13 protein-coding genes and 1 pseudogene are annotated in these 13,915 nt (G+C 60.2%); 5 read left to right on the top strand and 9 right to left on the bottom strand.

Annotated features, from left to right (window positions below; genetic code table 11):
- Positions 1–6: 6 nt before the first annotated feature.
- Positions 7–612 (bottom strand): CAP domain-containing protein, encoded by a 606-nt coding sequence (locus AC5RVV_RS13070; protein WP_494001811.1) that lies wholly within the window; start codon positions 610–612, stop codon positions 7–9.
- Positions 613–686: 74 nt separating this feature from the next.
- Here AC5RVV_RS13070 and AC5RVV_RS13065 point away from each other — a divergent pair, with 74 nt between their 5' ends.
- On the top strand, positions 687–932 hold the full coding sequence (locus AC5RVV_RS13065; protein WP_494001810.1) for a lysozyme family protein: 246 nt from the start codon (positions 687–689) through the stop codon (positions 930–932).
- A gap of 517 nt (positions 933–1,449) precedes the next feature.
- Here AC5RVV_RS13065 and AC5RVV_RS13060 read toward each other — a convergent pair.
- From AC5RVV_RS13060 to AC5RVV_RS13050, 3 genes and pseudogenes are all read right to left on the bottom strand, one after another.
- Complete coding sequence (locus AC5RVV_RS13060) at positions 1,450–1,581, bottom strand: hypothetical protein (protein WP_494001809.1); 132 nt, start codon at positions 1,579–1,581, stop codon at positions 1,450–1,452.
- 662 nt (positions 1,582–2,243) lie between these two features.
- Positions 2,244–3,962 carry a hypothetical protein gene (locus AC5RVV_RS13055; RefSeq protein WP_494001808.1) on the bottom strand — a complete coding sequence of 573 codons (1,719 nt, stop codon included), beginning with the start codon at positions 3,960–3,962 and terminating at the stop codon, positions 2,244–2,246.
- A 380-nt stretch (positions 3,963–4,342) separates the two neighbouring features.
- Positions 4,343–4,453: pseudogene (locus AC5RVV_RS13050) on the bottom strand (recombinase family protein); the annotation flags it as partial.
- Positions 4,454–4,568: 115 nt separating this feature from the next.
- Here AC5RVV_RS13050 and AC5RVV_RS13045 point away from each other — a divergent pair.
- The gene (locus AC5RVV_RS13045; RefSeq protein ID WP_494001807.1) at positions 4,569–4,784 is read left to right on the top strand and encodes a hypothetical protein; all 216 of its coding nucleotides are present in this window, start codon (positions 4,569–4,571) and stop codon (positions 4,782–4,784) included.
- 43 nt (positions 4,785–4,827) lie between these two features.
- Here the strand turns inward: AC5RVV_RS13045 and AC5RVV_RS13040 are convergent, their stop codons facing one another.
- Complete coding sequence (locus AC5RVV_RS13040) at positions 4,828–5,469, bottom strand: hypothetical protein (protein WP_494001806.1); 642 nt, start codon at positions 5,467–5,469, stop codon at positions 4,828–4,830.
- Between the two features lie 766 nt (positions 5,470–6,235).
- On the opposite strand from AC5RVV_RS13040, the gene AC5RVV_RS13035 reads away from it, so the two are divergent.
- Positions 6,236–7,531, top strand: coding sequence for a Fic family protein (locus AC5RVV_RS13035; protein WP_494001805.1), 1,296 nt, complete (start codon positions 6,236–6,238; stop codon positions 7,529–7,531).
- Between the two features lie 223 nt (positions 7,532–7,754).
- On the opposite strand, the gene AC5RVV_RS13030 is transcribed toward AC5RVV_RS13035, so the two are convergent.
- Together AC5RVV_RS13030 and AC5RVV_RS13025 are read right to left on the bottom strand one after the other, a co-directional pair.
- A complete protein-coding gene (locus tag AC5RVV_RS13030; protein WP_494001804.1) occupies positions 7,755–8,732 on the bottom strand; it encodes an Abi family protein in 978 nt (325 codons plus the stop codon).
- A gap of 1,173 nt (positions 8,733–9,905) precedes the next feature.
- A complete protein-coding gene (locus AC5RVV_RS13025) occupies positions 9,906–10,151 on the bottom strand; it encodes a hypothetical protein (RefSeq protein WP_494001803.1) in 246 nt (81 codons plus the stop codon).
- Positions 10,152–10,574: 423 nt separating this feature from the next.
- Between AC5RVV_RS13025 and AC5RVV_RS13020 the strand changes: the two genes are divergently transcribed.
- A complete protein-coding gene (locus tag AC5RVV_RS13020) occupies positions 10,575–11,354 on the top strand; it encodes a hypothetical protein (RefSeq protein WP_494001802.1) in 780 nt (259 codons plus the stop codon).
- Positions 11,355–11,395: 41 nt separating this feature from the next.
- Here the strand turns inward: AC5RVV_RS13020 and AC5RVV_RS13015 are convergent, their stop codons facing one another.
- Positions 11,396–12,544 (bottom strand): YDG/SRA domain-containing protein, encoded by a 1,149-nt coding sequence (locus AC5RVV_RS13015; RefSeq protein WP_494001801.1) that lies wholly within the window; start codon positions 12,542–12,544, stop codon positions 11,396–11,398.
- A gap of 275 nt (positions 12,545–12,819) precedes the next feature.
- Between AC5RVV_RS13015 and AC5RVV_RS13010 the strand changes: the two genes are divergently transcribed.
- A complete protein-coding gene (locus AC5RVV_RS13010) occupies positions 12,820–13,122 on the top strand; it encodes a hypothetical protein (protein WP_494001800.1) in 303 nt (100 codons plus the stop codon).
- A 106-nt stretch (positions 13,123–13,228) separates the two neighbouring features.
- On the opposite strand, the gene AC5RVV_RS13005 is transcribed toward AC5RVV_RS13010, so the two are convergent.
- Positions 13,229–13,417, bottom strand: a complete 189-nt coding sequence (locus AC5RVV_RS13005) for a hypothetical protein (protein ID WP_494001799.1) — start codon at positions 13,415–13,417, stop codon at positions 13,229–13,231.
- Between the last annotated feature and the right edge of the window lie 498 nt (positions 13,418–13,915).

The following is a 13,915-nucleotide window of genomic DNA, read 5'->3' as shown; positions in this document are numbered from 1 at the left end:
CCTGGCTTACGGAGTTTCGGCAGGCATCAACTTTCCCCATACCAACCGAAGCTTCGTGCTTCCATCCTTTTTATACGTGGCCACGGAGAGCACGTCGAACTCTCTTGAGAGCAGCATGCTGGTGCTGTATCGGTCTTCCCAGAGACGGCCGAGGGCGTATTTCGCGTCATAGAAACCGGAGTATTCAAACCCATGTCCACTCACAGCAGTAAGGTTGTTGCCCAGCCCTGGGTGCAACGCTTTGTTGAAGTTGCTTCCCGCGTACCGAAGCATGCTTTTATCCAGCTCGGCATCCCTCTTCAGCGCCGGCAAACCCTTGGCTGCACGTTTGGCGTTGATTTGCTTAAAGAAGTATTTGCTCTCCGCTGAGTCGAGCGAATAAGCCGGCGCGGCGACAGGCACCTTGAATGTCTGGGTCCGGGTGGCGGTTTTGGAGACCTTCTTGCCGCGCACCTTGTAGGTGTGCTTGACGGTCGTTTTCAGTTTGTGGGTGCCGGGCTTGACCGAGAGGGTTTTGGCCGCCTTGGTTAGCGCTTTGCCTTTGCTGTTGACCAACTGCACCGTGGCGCTGGTAACAGTGACTCCGGCGGCCTTTTTGTAGGAGGGCTTCACCAGGTAGTTGGCCGTTTTCGACTTGACGGTCTTGTTTTTGTGGACATTGATGGTGAGCTTCGCCGGCGCCTTCTTTGCCGCGGCACCAGGAGTGGGCCTCGGAGCTGGCCGGCCGGCCGCTGGACCTGGCCGACACGGAAGACAACGTCACGGCCGGGGTGGCCATCATCCGGCACCTGCTCTCCATCAGCCCCGACCTGGAAACCGCGATCGGCTCCTACTACGAGGGCTTCCACGGGGTGACCTCCGACGGCCCGCTGCCCGAAACGGTGGTCGACACGGAAATTGTGAAACAGCGGATGGCCAAATTCAGGTCCTGAGTCCCGCTGCCTGCTGAACCTACCCCGGAGACGAAAAAAGCCCCTTCAGGGGCTCACATGCTACGCTCCGGCCCGGCTGCCTTCGGGTTCGTACCTCACCCGCCTCCGCTTCGCTACGGGCCGTTCCCGAGCGTAGCATGTGTTGTCAAATCGGCAAAATTGAAGCATACCGTTTGGCGACCTCCTGCACACCCAACTACACACCCGCAAAAAGGGTAAAAGCCCTAGTCAGGGGCACATTGCGCACCAAATCGAACTTTTCGACCGGAAACACATAATTATATAGAGGGAGGTAACAGCAATCCGTGAGGGATGGTCCGTTGCAGGCTCTATATGTGTATGAGGGTGAAATGGGTGTGCAGAGGTAGACAGAGGCCCCCTATATACATACTTCTCTCTCTTAAACGTTGAGAGAGAGGGATATATAGGGGGCCCCTCTATCCTCTGGCCCTACACACCTCTGGGTGTGCAGTGGGTGTGCAGGGTACACACCCCGCCCGAAAGCCCAGAATGCCGATCAGTCGAAGATTTCGCTGGTCTTGGCTGCAATCTCCTGCAGCCGGAGCCATCCGCGGACAGCCGCCCGCTCCTGGGCAGGGTCGATCCCGATGCCGTCCCGGCGCAGCAACTGGACCAGGGTGGCGTCCACGACGTCGGTGCGCAGATCAACGATCGCCTAGGGCGAGACCCTCAGCGACTCGGGAACGCGGGCGCGCCTGGCGAGGCCTCCGGTGACCATCCGGCCGATGATCACGAACCCGAAGAGGACACTGAGGGTGACATGGAGTTCGGCGCCGGCAGGGGCATTCCGATGGCCAGGACGGCGATGCCGAGCCCGTAGGCCACGAGGGCGCAATCGCCGGGAAAAAGTTCTTCGAGGTTCCCGGTGTTACGCGCGACTTCAAGCGTGCCTTGAAGTGCAGGTTGCGTGCGGTCTTCCGCCAGGCGTTAGGGCTGGAGCCCAGCTGCCAGTCGGCAGTGCTTCGGCTTCGGCCAGATGCCCGAGATGGGCTGCTGCGCAGCCCTTCAACGGCAGAGCGCTGCCGGAAGCAGATGCGGCAGGTCCTCCTCGGAGCTTTTGGGACCGGACGGGGCTTTCGAGATTGCGGCTTTCCTGCAGGTCCCACCCAAGACGGGGCGCCAGGCGTCCCTGAGAGCCACTTAGAACGATTCACCGGTTGCCGGAGGTCTGGGAGATTTTAGGCGCTCTGAGGGCATCCTGGCGCCTTTTCTCCTAGCGGTGACGGATCCGGAGCTGGCCGGACACCCAATCAGCATGATCAAACGTGAAGACCTGGACATGGAACCGAGTTATGTGGGGATAAATCCCTCGACTAGGAACAAGTGCACGGGGTGCTCGACTTGGATGCAGCGCATCTGCACAGGCTCGCCCACCTCGATGGACTCGATGTAGTTCCACTGCTGGGTTGGCCGCAGCTGCTTGGGCAGCCGTTCCAGTTTCCTAGGCAGGCGAAAGACCGGCAAATCGGTTGTGAATTTCATCCGGTACCGGGTACCGGTCGTGCGCTGGCGCTGGTTGCCGGGGTTTTCGGGGTCATCCTCCGTGATCTTTGCAGGATCGGCCCGTTGCTTCACCCGGATGCCAAGTGACCGGACAAGTTCCAGCACTCCGTCGGCTAGCGGCTTGTGGCACAGGTCGATCTCGCAGGTGCCGTTGGCATTAGCCGTGCCGTCGGTGTCCATGAGCCCCTGCAGGAGTGCCAGTCGCTGCTTATAGGAGGCTCGCAGGTACACTGCCGGAATGTGCTTGTTCTTCAGGACACTTGCTGCTCTGAGGTCCTTGACGAGTCCGACGATCAGGTGGCTCCTGCCGTCTGCGTAGTGGTTGACGGAATATCCGGCAGCCTCGATCTGATCGGTAATTTCAGGATCGATGCCGGTGAATCCGCCACCGCTGGTGTGTCCGTCTCCAAGCCAGGCGCCCATGACGTATGGGTCCACCACCAGTTCGGCTTCCTGCCCTCCGAGGGGGTCAGCCAGACGGACCGCGTAGTTCAGGCTCTGCCGGCTTTTCGTCTCCCGGATGTACGAGCGTGCCATCTCCGCGGTGGTAAGGATCGTCTCCAGTGGCGGGGCCTCGCGTCCGGAATCGGAGCGCCTCGCTTGGTACGTCAACCTGTCGGCCAACATCGTGAGCACCTCATCCACCGGGTAAACGTTTGTGGAAAATGTGGTGAAGGCATCCCTGCTTGCAGGCTTTAAGCGGCGCAGGATCAGCTTTGCTGCTTCCCGTTCTGCCCTGCTGGAAGGTCGCCCGAGGATGGTGTCCGCCATCTCGCGCATGGTCATCCACCCAAGCAGCCCCAAGCCCGCAACATCGGAAGGGGGAAAGGTGGTGCCCGCGAACGAAACCATGCCGCCTGCGCGTGCCTTAGACCGAGACAGCCACTTCTCCACCGGAGCCATGTCGAACTGCTTCGACTTCTTCCTTGAAGGCAGGGCGACGGTATCGGCGAGGTGGCGGATGGGCAGGTCCATCTGGTGCAAGGAGAGCTCGTTGTAACCGGCGAGTCTCGCAATGTCGGCCAATGGAGCGCTGGTGCCCGGCCCTATTTCTGCAGCGAGTTCACGCAGGCTCCGTGCCTGAGCAGACCGCTCGGCTTCTCGGGCCGCTCTTGCTCCTGCCTTGCGGGACCCCCAGGCTGCCCGGCCGTCAGCGGTGGAAACCTTCCAGAGGTGGTCAGGGCCGGCCACGATGGTTTGGCCATCGCCGAAGCGTACCTTGTGGCCGGGCGTGGAGTGCCAATCGGAGAACCTGGCGATGCGCGTGGCGGTCCCGTCGCCAGCGTAGACGAGGTCTCCGGCTGCCAGTTCTTCATTGCGTGCCCAGCCGTCAAGAAATCGTTCCGAAACCGGCACAGGCATAATGGTTGAACGTTCTAGCAGTTTGCCTTCGCCGGAGGCTCCCGCAATCATCAGATGAGGATTTAAGCAAAAGTGGTGCTCGACCGGTTCGTCTTCGGCGCCCGTCGCAAACGGGATGATCTCGGATCCGGCGTTGCAGTCCATCTCGTAGTCGGCCTTTCCAGCATCTGGGCGACTGGGAGGCGAGAATCCGGAGCCTGTTGGCTGCGCTCTTCACCCGACTGGCTTCGGCCCAGCGTTGCTGGAGTTTGACTTTAGCCTGCCGCGCACGGATGTGAACTAGGGTGCATCTCAGTCCGCCCGGCAGAAGGAAGTCCAGGACGGCGACCTGTGGGTCCTTCGGCAGGCTAACAGCGGCCAGATTCATCGGAAGCCGCCGTTGGCCTGACCCAACCGAAAAGAGAGAGATGAACCGTTGTGGAGCATCGCGAGACCATGAAGGCGCACGAGATCCAGACAGAGGCGCTGAGCGCAGCACAGGTGCAAGCAGTGCGACAGACCGAACTGCTCGGCGAAATGAAGCGCTTGGCGACCTGCATGCCTTCGCGGGTGCGGGGGCGGATGAGGTCGGATTCAAATACGGCCACCATGGCCAAGACGTTGAAGAGCAGTCGGCCGACCGGATCGGTCGGGTCGAGGGCTGCCAAAGAGCTAACGCTGACCGTTGAGCCGGAGGTATTGCACCAAGAGGTTCTTTCTATTGCGCAAAGCCATAAGAGGTTCTCGCGGGCCAAGGAGGTTCCCGGTGGCATGGACATCTATGCCGGGTTCAACTTCTGGTCCTGGGGCGAGGTTATAGAAATCAGAATCTACGAGACCAGCAAATGGACGAAAATTTTTGCCTCCTGCCGTCCACGTTTACCAACGACTCTCATCGATTATGGACAAGGCGCGCGTGACCTGAGCTTGTTCATGGACCTTCTGCAGGAACGTACTGGATCGGGACAGCCGGGTCACGGCAACTAGGCCATGCCGTCGCGGCCATTAACAGGCCGTACAGAAATGCCGGTCAGCTTCGCTTTCCGAGACCTGGCAGGCCGGCCGAGTAAATGCCGTGGATCTTGGTCGTCCGGTTTGCGTATTTACCGAGGGACGCATAGCCGGATCTGTCCTTGAAAATCCAGTCGGGTGCGACGTTCCGTGCGGTTTGCCGCATGAGGGCCAGTTCCCGTTTCGGTCCCTCGGGATCCTTTAGGTCAGCCTCGACGGCTTCAACGAATATTCTTGCCAGGTCCCAGAAGGCTTTGCCGACCGGGCGTGACAGCAGGATAAGGATCAGCGTCTGCCGGTAGTGCTCGATCCTTTCACGGCGGTCTTCAGGGAGGGCACCGCCTGAGGTAATCAGCTGTATCTGCTCGCTGGAAGGTGTGACAAAGCGGCGAGAGTTTTCGTGCAGGAACTGCATGGTGTTCCACAGGCGGCCGAGGATAACGTCGAATTCCCTCCGGTCGGCGTCATCGAGCGCTGCTTGGGCTATGACCTGCTTGGTTTCGCTCAGTCTTTGCAGCTCGGATTCGACCCGCCGGGCAGGCACAGCCTGGTACTCCCTTATCTGGGTGAGGATGCCTCTGCCCGTCGCCTGGTGCGCTTCCACGCGGTCGTTAAGTGGATCCCAGATCGCATAGGACTCTTCCCAGTCGGAATCAGACACGGACTTCCCCTTCGTCGGCCGGCCACCCTCGTTCCCCAAATGCTATGCGGGAACCATGGCGCCGAGCCGCAGATGCACCGTGGCGACAGTGCGCACGTCTCGTCAGGGCTTACCTCGCGGCTCCGTCGACGTCGCTAGGCCCCTACATGCAGAGGCGTGCCAAGTCCGAGCTGGAAGCTCGCGTGAAAATGAAGCTCACGCTCAGGCAAATGAACAGCGCGGCGAAGATGCCAGGCGGGAGCGAACCCTCGCCGGCAAGGCCCGTAGATCCCTACGCCGCTTCCGCAAGCAGGCCACCGGAAAGGACTGACGCGCTGGGCTCAAGATCGGGGTTTGTCGCTCTCCCGTGTTTTGTGACTGAACCAGCGGCGACTGTACCGGATGGCCGCTCCCGCGAGGAGAGCCGCAAGCAGGTGCCACAAGCTAAATCCGAGGAAAAGGTATGTGCATAGGCCGAGGAGTACGAAAGCTGCAGGGTAAATCGATAAGAGTATCCGGCCTCGCCTATCATCGCGCTGGTCTGCGGCATCCAAGGCAAAGCCCCACAGCATCCCAAAGGCAACTGACACCAGAAGCTGAATCATTTCCATCGAAGACATTGCCTGGTCCTCTCAAGCGATGGAGCTCCGGCATGTTCCGCCAACGATAGCCTCTCCGGTGTTTCGCACAAGGGCTGCCCGATGAGAAAGCCCTTGCCCGTTTTTCTCATTTGGATGATAGATTGAGAAAATCAGCAACGGAGAATAACATTTAGCCGGAGGCCAGCATGCAGCAGCCATGTCAGCCCAAGGGCGTCAAGGGCGCGGGCGAGTACGCCGAATGGCAGCGGGCTGAGTCAGGCGTTTCGTTGGGCGCCACGCCGTCCTGGCCGGCCATCAGCTACGAGGAACACCCTTGGGGTGCCGAGCCTGAGCCCGGAGCATCCAGGCGGGCGCGGCTGACCGCGCGCGGCCCGTACCAGGCAGCTGTCGTTGAACCGATCGCCGGCCTGGACCCGCAGGTGGACTCCGCCACCCAGGCGCTGGTCGAAGCAGCCACCGTGGACATGGTCCGCTTCGACAGCCTCTTCGGTGACGGCGCCTCCCAGTTCGCTTCGCTGCTGCTGCGCAGCGAGTCTGCCTCCAGCTCAGAGATCGAGAACCTGAACGCCGGCGCCCGGAAGATCGCGCTGGCCCATCTGGGTGACACCTCGAGCACGAACGCGAGCCTGATCGACGCGAACACCCGCGCCATGCAGGCAGCCATCGACCTGTCCGAAGACCTGACGGTCGACAACATCGCCGACATGCAGGAGGCACTGCTGAAAGACTCGAACCCGGACTGGGCCGGACGGTACCGCGACTCCCAGGTGTGGATCCGCGGCAACTCACCGCACAGCGCCGAGTTCGTCCCGCCGCACCATGACCGGGTGCCGAAGGCGATGGAAGACCTGGTCGCCTTCATGCAGCGCGACGACATCCCGGCGCTAACCCAGGCCGCGATCGCCCATGCCCAGTTCGAGACCATCCACCCGTTCGCCGACGGCAACGGCCGTACCGGGCGCGCCATCGTCAGCGCACTGCTGCGCTCCAAGGGCGTCACCGAGAAGGTCACAGTGCCGGTCTCTTCGGGGCTGCTGGTGGACACCAACGCCTACTTCGCGACCCTGACCAAGTACCGCGAGGGCGAGATCAAGCCGATCATCGAGCTGTTCGCCGAGTCGACCTTCCGGGCTGTCGACAACGGCCGCCAGCTGGTTGACGACATCAGCCGGATCCGCGCGGGATGGGAGGGCGAGAAGGGGCTGACGGGATCCGCGCGTGCGGCCCTAGATGTGCTGGTGCGCGAGCCAGCGGTCTCGACCGAGCTGCTGCACGAGGAGGCAGGCATCACCCTGCCGAGCACCTACCGTGCGGTGGAGCGGCTGGTTAAGGCGGGCATCCTGAAGCCGGCCGGCAAGGTGCAGGGCCGCTCGGTGTGGATCGCCCCGGAGATCTTCGAGGCGCTGGATGCCTTTGCTGTCCGGGCCGGTCGGCGGGAAAACTCCGAGCGGCGCTCTCAGAGAGTTGTCAGCCGATCCTGAAATTGGCAATAAGGAAAACACGCCCTAGGGCTGACGTCAGACTTGAATTCGTCAGGATCCGGAGGCGGTACGAGGGTTAGGCGGGGCTCAAGAGCCTTAGCTCAGTGCGGACGGCCCCGTTGGGTCCGCAGATTCGCCGCAGTTGCCCGCCACGTCGTGGCATCAATCACGCCCGGCGTTCGGCCGTACTCGCCTATCTAGAGGGCTTCGTGGCGGCATTATTTCAGTTCCAGAGTGGTAATTCGCGCCAATCTTCAGGGAAGCCCATTAGATCGTAAGCGTTTATGCCGCTAATTTTCGAGGCCTTCTTTGCTACCTCTTTGAATTGCAGAGGCCATCTCGTCTCGCGATGGATTGCTGTGGACAGCATTCCGACGAGCCCGGCAAGGAAGTACACGCGTGAGTTGCTGACGCTTTGGAGGTGTTTAAGCTCATCTCGCGGGACCATGTTATATGGCGGCTTGGGAGGAATAGTCGCTGTCTCCCGGTTCCAAACCCTGTTGTGATGGGCGCAGTTATTCCGTAATACGTTGAGGGCTTTGAGCCATGAGTGGAGCAACCGGTCATCCTTCACGCCTAGACTCCGGGCGATTTTCAGGCGGTCCGTTGGGCTCAGAAGGCTGAAAAGCCTGACGAGAGACCCGAAATCCATGAACTCCGTAGCGACCCAAATCGGGAAGCTGGAGCCGTAGTTCAATATAAAATGTTTGACGTAGTCTTCTTCCCTCGCTTCCGAGGCAAGCTTCTTGTATCGCTTAGTCCATGCCACGAACGCCGTTGCGCCTGGATCGTCGTTGGAAGGCCTGTTGCAAGCGACGCTGCACAGCGCATGCCCATCTTCGTGGCCCCAAGGGTTAGATTTGCCCAAGGCGTAGCCGATCTGGACCCTCATGCCTACTTCTACTTCGTGTAGTCCTTTGCTGAGGACGACACGCAAGTCGTGATCGAAATCATGTAGCGCCACTGCTGCTTCGAAGCTGGCCCCCGAAATGAAGGCGTCGCCACGCACGGCTCGGTCGGCTTCGTTCGAAGCTTTCGTGTCAATTAGACGAAAAGGATAGGTGTAAGCAGAGAGCCGGTAATAGCCGATTCGCTTGAGGTGCCGTATCGCTGCAGTTCGGTCTGCATTTGCCAAGCCCTTCTCGATCAATTTATCGAGTTGTTTCTCGAACGTAAGGTGCGGCTTTGTGTAGGCGGGCATGAGGGGAGCATAGTCGACAGGTGCTATGCAGTTAAAATGAAAACCGGCCCATAGAAGACGGTGACTCGAAAGTCGGTGCCATCTAGAGGGACCGGTGTTGATGAGTCGACCTTACAGGTTCCAAGACGAAACACCAAGCGCGGGGGATGGTGGGGGGAGTGCCGGACTACTCGGGAGTCCGTGCTGCCGGTGGCCGAAAAAGTCCGGCGATCCGGTGGTGCCCAGTCCCTATCGAGACCAGATGCGCCACCAACGTCGTGCGGTTTGCCGCTTGAAGCCGGGCTGTCAGGAGGTCCAAGAATAAACCAAGAATTGCCGGGAACCGGCGGGTAGAATCAGGACGTTCACAAGCATAGTTCTGCCTAGTCACAGGCTGTTTCAGGAAGCCCAGGGAACTCCCGGGAACCGCTGATCGTAAACAGGGGGTCGCCGGTTCGAATCCGGCAGGGGGCTCCGCGAACCCCTCTCTGACTAGGCAAAACGTTAGTCCAGAGGGGTTTCTTTGTGTCTGGGTTAGCGACATTCAAGGTAACTGTGCGCTCCGCGCCAGGGGAGCGCGACCACAGCGCGGGCTCATGCCGTCGTCAGATTCATGTGCTACCAGTCGCCTTGGTAGCGCTGTCCATGAGGGCCTGTAGCCGCTCTTCGAAGGTCTCCTGAGCGCCGAAGAAAACGTGGTCGGTGAGCAGCGGCCAAAGGCCCGAAGTTGAACTAGCCATTTTTGACTTGACCCGTGACCGACCAGCTGACCAGTAGTTGCCAACGTTTCAAGCAGGCAGATGCTTATCTGACCGCGCCACTAGTCGCATTGAGGCACAATTAGCGACGGGCGGACGATATCTGGCTAAAGAGTCAACGCACCGGGCTTCTTCGAGACCCTTCTCGCGTATCCGATAGCTGAACTTTTGAAACTCCTCGGGCACCTCTGTCGCAGCTTCGGCGCCGCATCGGATGGCGCCGACCGACATATCGGCTTTGTATGTCTTGCTCAGCCATCGCTTGAAGTCATGAAGGCCTTTTGCTTTATCCAGTGACGGAGTTGCCTGGTCGTGTTCCAACCGGAGTTCGTCCCAAGACTTCTTGGCTTTTGGAACCATCACCTCGACAGGCAGGTACTCGATGATGTCGCGGGCCCGGAAGCCGTAGGCTCTATGCGTGAATCTACCTGGTGCTTCAGCGCACGCCCGAGCCAGTTTGTAATCCACTAGTACTCGTTGCCTTTCGGCCACGGAATGCGCTGGTCAGTCGTGTCATGGCCAAGTCCTGTTCGTTGGACTTCGACAGCTTCACTGCTTCCGCCCACACCTCGTTGACTTCTTGAATCCTGATATCGTCCAGGATCGCCACAAGATGTGCGTCGGTGAGGTCAAACAGAACCTGGCTCTCGATTGATCCAGGCAGATTCCTCGCTCCATGCATGGGGATAATCCTGACCCGCGTTTCGTCCAGTGTTTGGCCCGCAGAAGGCGCGCAGCTTCGACTAGGAGGAAAATGCGGTAAAGGCCTAGAAGGTCAGACGGAGACAGTCCCAGAACTGCAAGGGACTCCGGGCCCAGGTCCGGGATTTTTCCAACGCGCGTTCTCCCATCGGTTTTCGACACATGGACGCAACTGGTGGCAGGCGGCGCTCCATCGCGCTGCCGAGCGGCACCTGTCTGCGGGCCTCGAAGCGCTTACGGCATTTCGGCCCCAGCTAATTGTCGCCACACACTCTCCCGAGGTTCTCAACTCCAGTACTTCGTCTTTGGGAGTGGCTGCCGGAGCGGGGGAAATAGAAGCGACCCCCCGTTGCCCTCTATCATTTGTCAAGCTACCGCAATCTAGGTTAAGTAGTCTAAGACAGTGAGAATTATCGATGATCTTTCGCATCTTGTCCTGGCATACCTCGAAGCGATGGAGAGACGTGGCTGCAGGCTGTCAGTTCAGGCGCTAAACGCCTACGGGATACAGCCTGAACGCATCGTTTACGACGAGATGCACGGCGTAGAAGCGGGGCGTGGAAGTTTGATCAAGGCCCTGATTAGGAGTGACACCGATGAGCCTTGGATAAGCGATGAGCCTTTCGACCGATTCTTTTCTCGGCTCCAATGGATTGAGGTTAAGGATGAGAGGGTGAGTCTGACCGAACTCGGCAAAACCGTACTTCAGGAAGCCAATAGTCCCCGCACGGAGGATACATCAGCCATTGATGTCCTCATTGACCCGAACAATCAGTTCGCCTATGTCCAGGTGATGAACAAAATAGGTCAGGTTGAGGAATCCCTTGTCATTGATCCCTATCTTGATGCGGAAACTGCTGTGGATCTTGGGCAAGTGCCAACGATCACCAGAGTACTGACGGGGGATAGGACTATAAGCAAGCTGCGAGGACATTTTGGTCTTGTCATGAGGGCGAGACCAGACTTTGAGATCCGATACATCGATCAGAAAGTCCTGCACGACCGATACGTTATTCCCAAGGTCGGTCCCGTGCTAGTTCTAGGGAGTAGTCTCAACTCCATAGCACGCCGCCAGGGCGTGATAACTCCATTGGAACCACGCGGGTCTCAGTACATCGCAAAGGCTTACGAGAAGATGTGGCTTGAGGCCAGTAGCCTCACTATTGAGGCAGTCGAAAGTTAGTCTACGAGATTCGGTAACTGCTAGAGGCGACTTACCGGCCGTTACTGGTACCCCCAAAGTTCGCGGTGGTAGCGCAGATACTCGACGCCGACGTCGTGTTGGGCGTGCCTCTGAAGGGTGCCGATGACCAGTCCCAGATGATCGGTGACCGTCAGGTCATCAGTGATGTAGATACCGCCCTCGTCGAAGAGGGTGTGGTGGTTGGGGCAGAGGCAGAGCACGTTTTCGGGCGTGTCCGGTCCGTCGTGTGGTTTGCCCAGCGCCCGGATGTGGGCTCCCTCGGAGATCGAGCCGCCGGGGATGTCGAGCCGGAGGCCGCAGATCTGGCAGTGGTCCTGGTAGAGCTTTTTGACCGCCCGGGACACGGCGGTGCTGCGGATGGTACGGGTCACCACACTGGCGGATGTTTTCGGCATCCTGCTGCCCTCGGGGAGGTCGGCAATCGGCTTTCCGGTGTTGAGGTCGTTGCCGCCGGCGCCGAGGTAGATGGTTTCGTCACCGAAGTCCTCATCGTCCTCATGCCCGCCGCTGTCGGCGATCGAGTCCGCTCTCTCGGTCTTGGTCCCGCTGATGCCGTCTATGATCGACTGGTGTACCCCGAGTACCGACATTTCCCGCCTGGCCCGCCAGGTGCCTTCCGGGACGCCGGGAGGTTCTCCAAAAAACCGTTCTGCCACAACGGTGACAGGCATGCGCGCGGCGCTGTCAGAGCTTGCCTTCCGGTGCCATATGCGGGGGGTGTCCCATTCGACCACGAGCCGGTCTTTCAGGGAGGCAAGGAAGCCTGTCGGTCGCAGGTCGTAGTACCGGTTCGCCTCGGTGCGCTCTGCTGACACCTCGCCATGGTTTTCATAGGTACCCCAGAGACGGGAGCGGCGCTGGCCGTCGGCGATGAGGATCACCCAGTATCGAGGAGGGTCCGCGGGGAAGCGGCGGGGCGAAACGTCCTGCTCTCGGGTGTAGGCGAGGACTCGCTCCTCGGTCAGGTCCTCCGGTCCACGCAGCCCACGGGGGTCTCTTGGCCTGAAGGCGTGGCGGATGACGTGTACGTCCTCCAACCGGACCTCCGCATAATGCGCGCCCATGCCGGTGAGCACATGACCGAGGGTGAGTGACGCAGGGGGAGCCTGCCCGGCAGGGACCGCTGTTTCCGCAGACAGGCCGGGGGCAAAGGATTGGAGATCTGCCACGGGAACACCTTATGCCACCCAGGCTGAGCAACCGCCATGAGTTGCCAACGAAGGTCCATCTCGTGAACGCACACGGTTTGTACAAGAAACCAGTCGAGAGCCGTTCTGATCTGCATGCCCGCGAGCAAGTGACTGAGAAAGCAGTAGATCCCGCTTAGCGTGCAGGCACGGGCAAAATGCGGCTCCTCGACTGGGTTGTGGTGCCGCTGCTGACCAGTCAGGAGATTGGTATAGCCTTCTTCTCAGCTTGACCTTCCCGACAGATTGGACCACTCGTGCCGACTGAACGACTTTACGCACAAGCGGCAAATCAGAAGACGGGCAGGCTCGCCCTGGGACTATCTCTCCTTGGCCTGGCACTATTCCTGGCCGGCCTGCTGTTGCCGACGATCTGGGTGCTCATGTGGGCGTCGTTGCTGCCGTTGCTGGCAGGACTGATCGCCGGCCTCGTGGCGCTCTCGAAGAATGCGGGCAGGAAACCGGGAGTCTGGGCGATCGCCATCGCCATGCTGCCCATCCTCGCCGGGGCCGTCTTTGGTGCGCTGGTATGGATGGCGCTCTTCAGCGCCATCCTTTAGCAGACAGCTTCGCACCGAGTGCGGGCTTCTTAATGCTGCGGAGGAACTCGCCGGCAACGCTTCATTGGCCCCCATCGGATTACGCGTCCCGCCAACGGGGTTGTGCCTAGGCTGCCTTGGCGGCTTTCGCCTCGGAACACGGCCATTCAACGAGCCGGACGAAGTTGCCCTCCTCGTCATAACAGCAGTCCTCGCAAATCACCGGTGCGGGCAGTTCATCGCAGGCGTCGCAGCGGCCGCACGAGTTGGGATCCATGAAGTCGATGCCGATGCCGCGGGAATGTGTAGTGGCCATCTCGTCCTCCTTCTCTCCATCTGAGGTTGCTGCCAACCTAACACCGGCCTCTGACAGGATCTCAGATTTCGAGCGGCGTTGCCGGGACCGGCACGGAGTCGGGTACACAGGAAGCAAGGAGCGTATCAGCTGAGGGCTGAGGGCTGAGGGCTGAGGGCTGAGAGCTGAGAGCTGAGAGCTGAGAACTGAGGGGCGAGGGGCGAAGGATGTGAAGTGTCAGGAAAGGCGTCCCGGTGACCATCCGCCGTCGCCGGATTGGCTCTAAATTGGGGCGGCGCGAGGCTCTGCCGTCACCGATCCCCGGGCCAGCACCTCAACCCATTGTGTGCCCGCCAATCGGCGCCTACCCTAAGAGCCAAGGGTAGGAGTTGGCCATGGAAGTCACCCTTTTCGTTATCGACCTCGTGCTCGCCTTTGCCCCTTTTATGGTGCTGGTGCTTGTGCCGAATCGACGGGAAGGCCGACCCGTTGCGCCGCACCGCCGCTCCCCATCCGGCT

Source organism: Arthrobacter sp. MDT2-34-1 (assembly GCF_059091365.1).
Note: the sequence above shows the minus strand (reverse complement) of the source record. Positions and strands in the feature narration are given on the sequence as shown.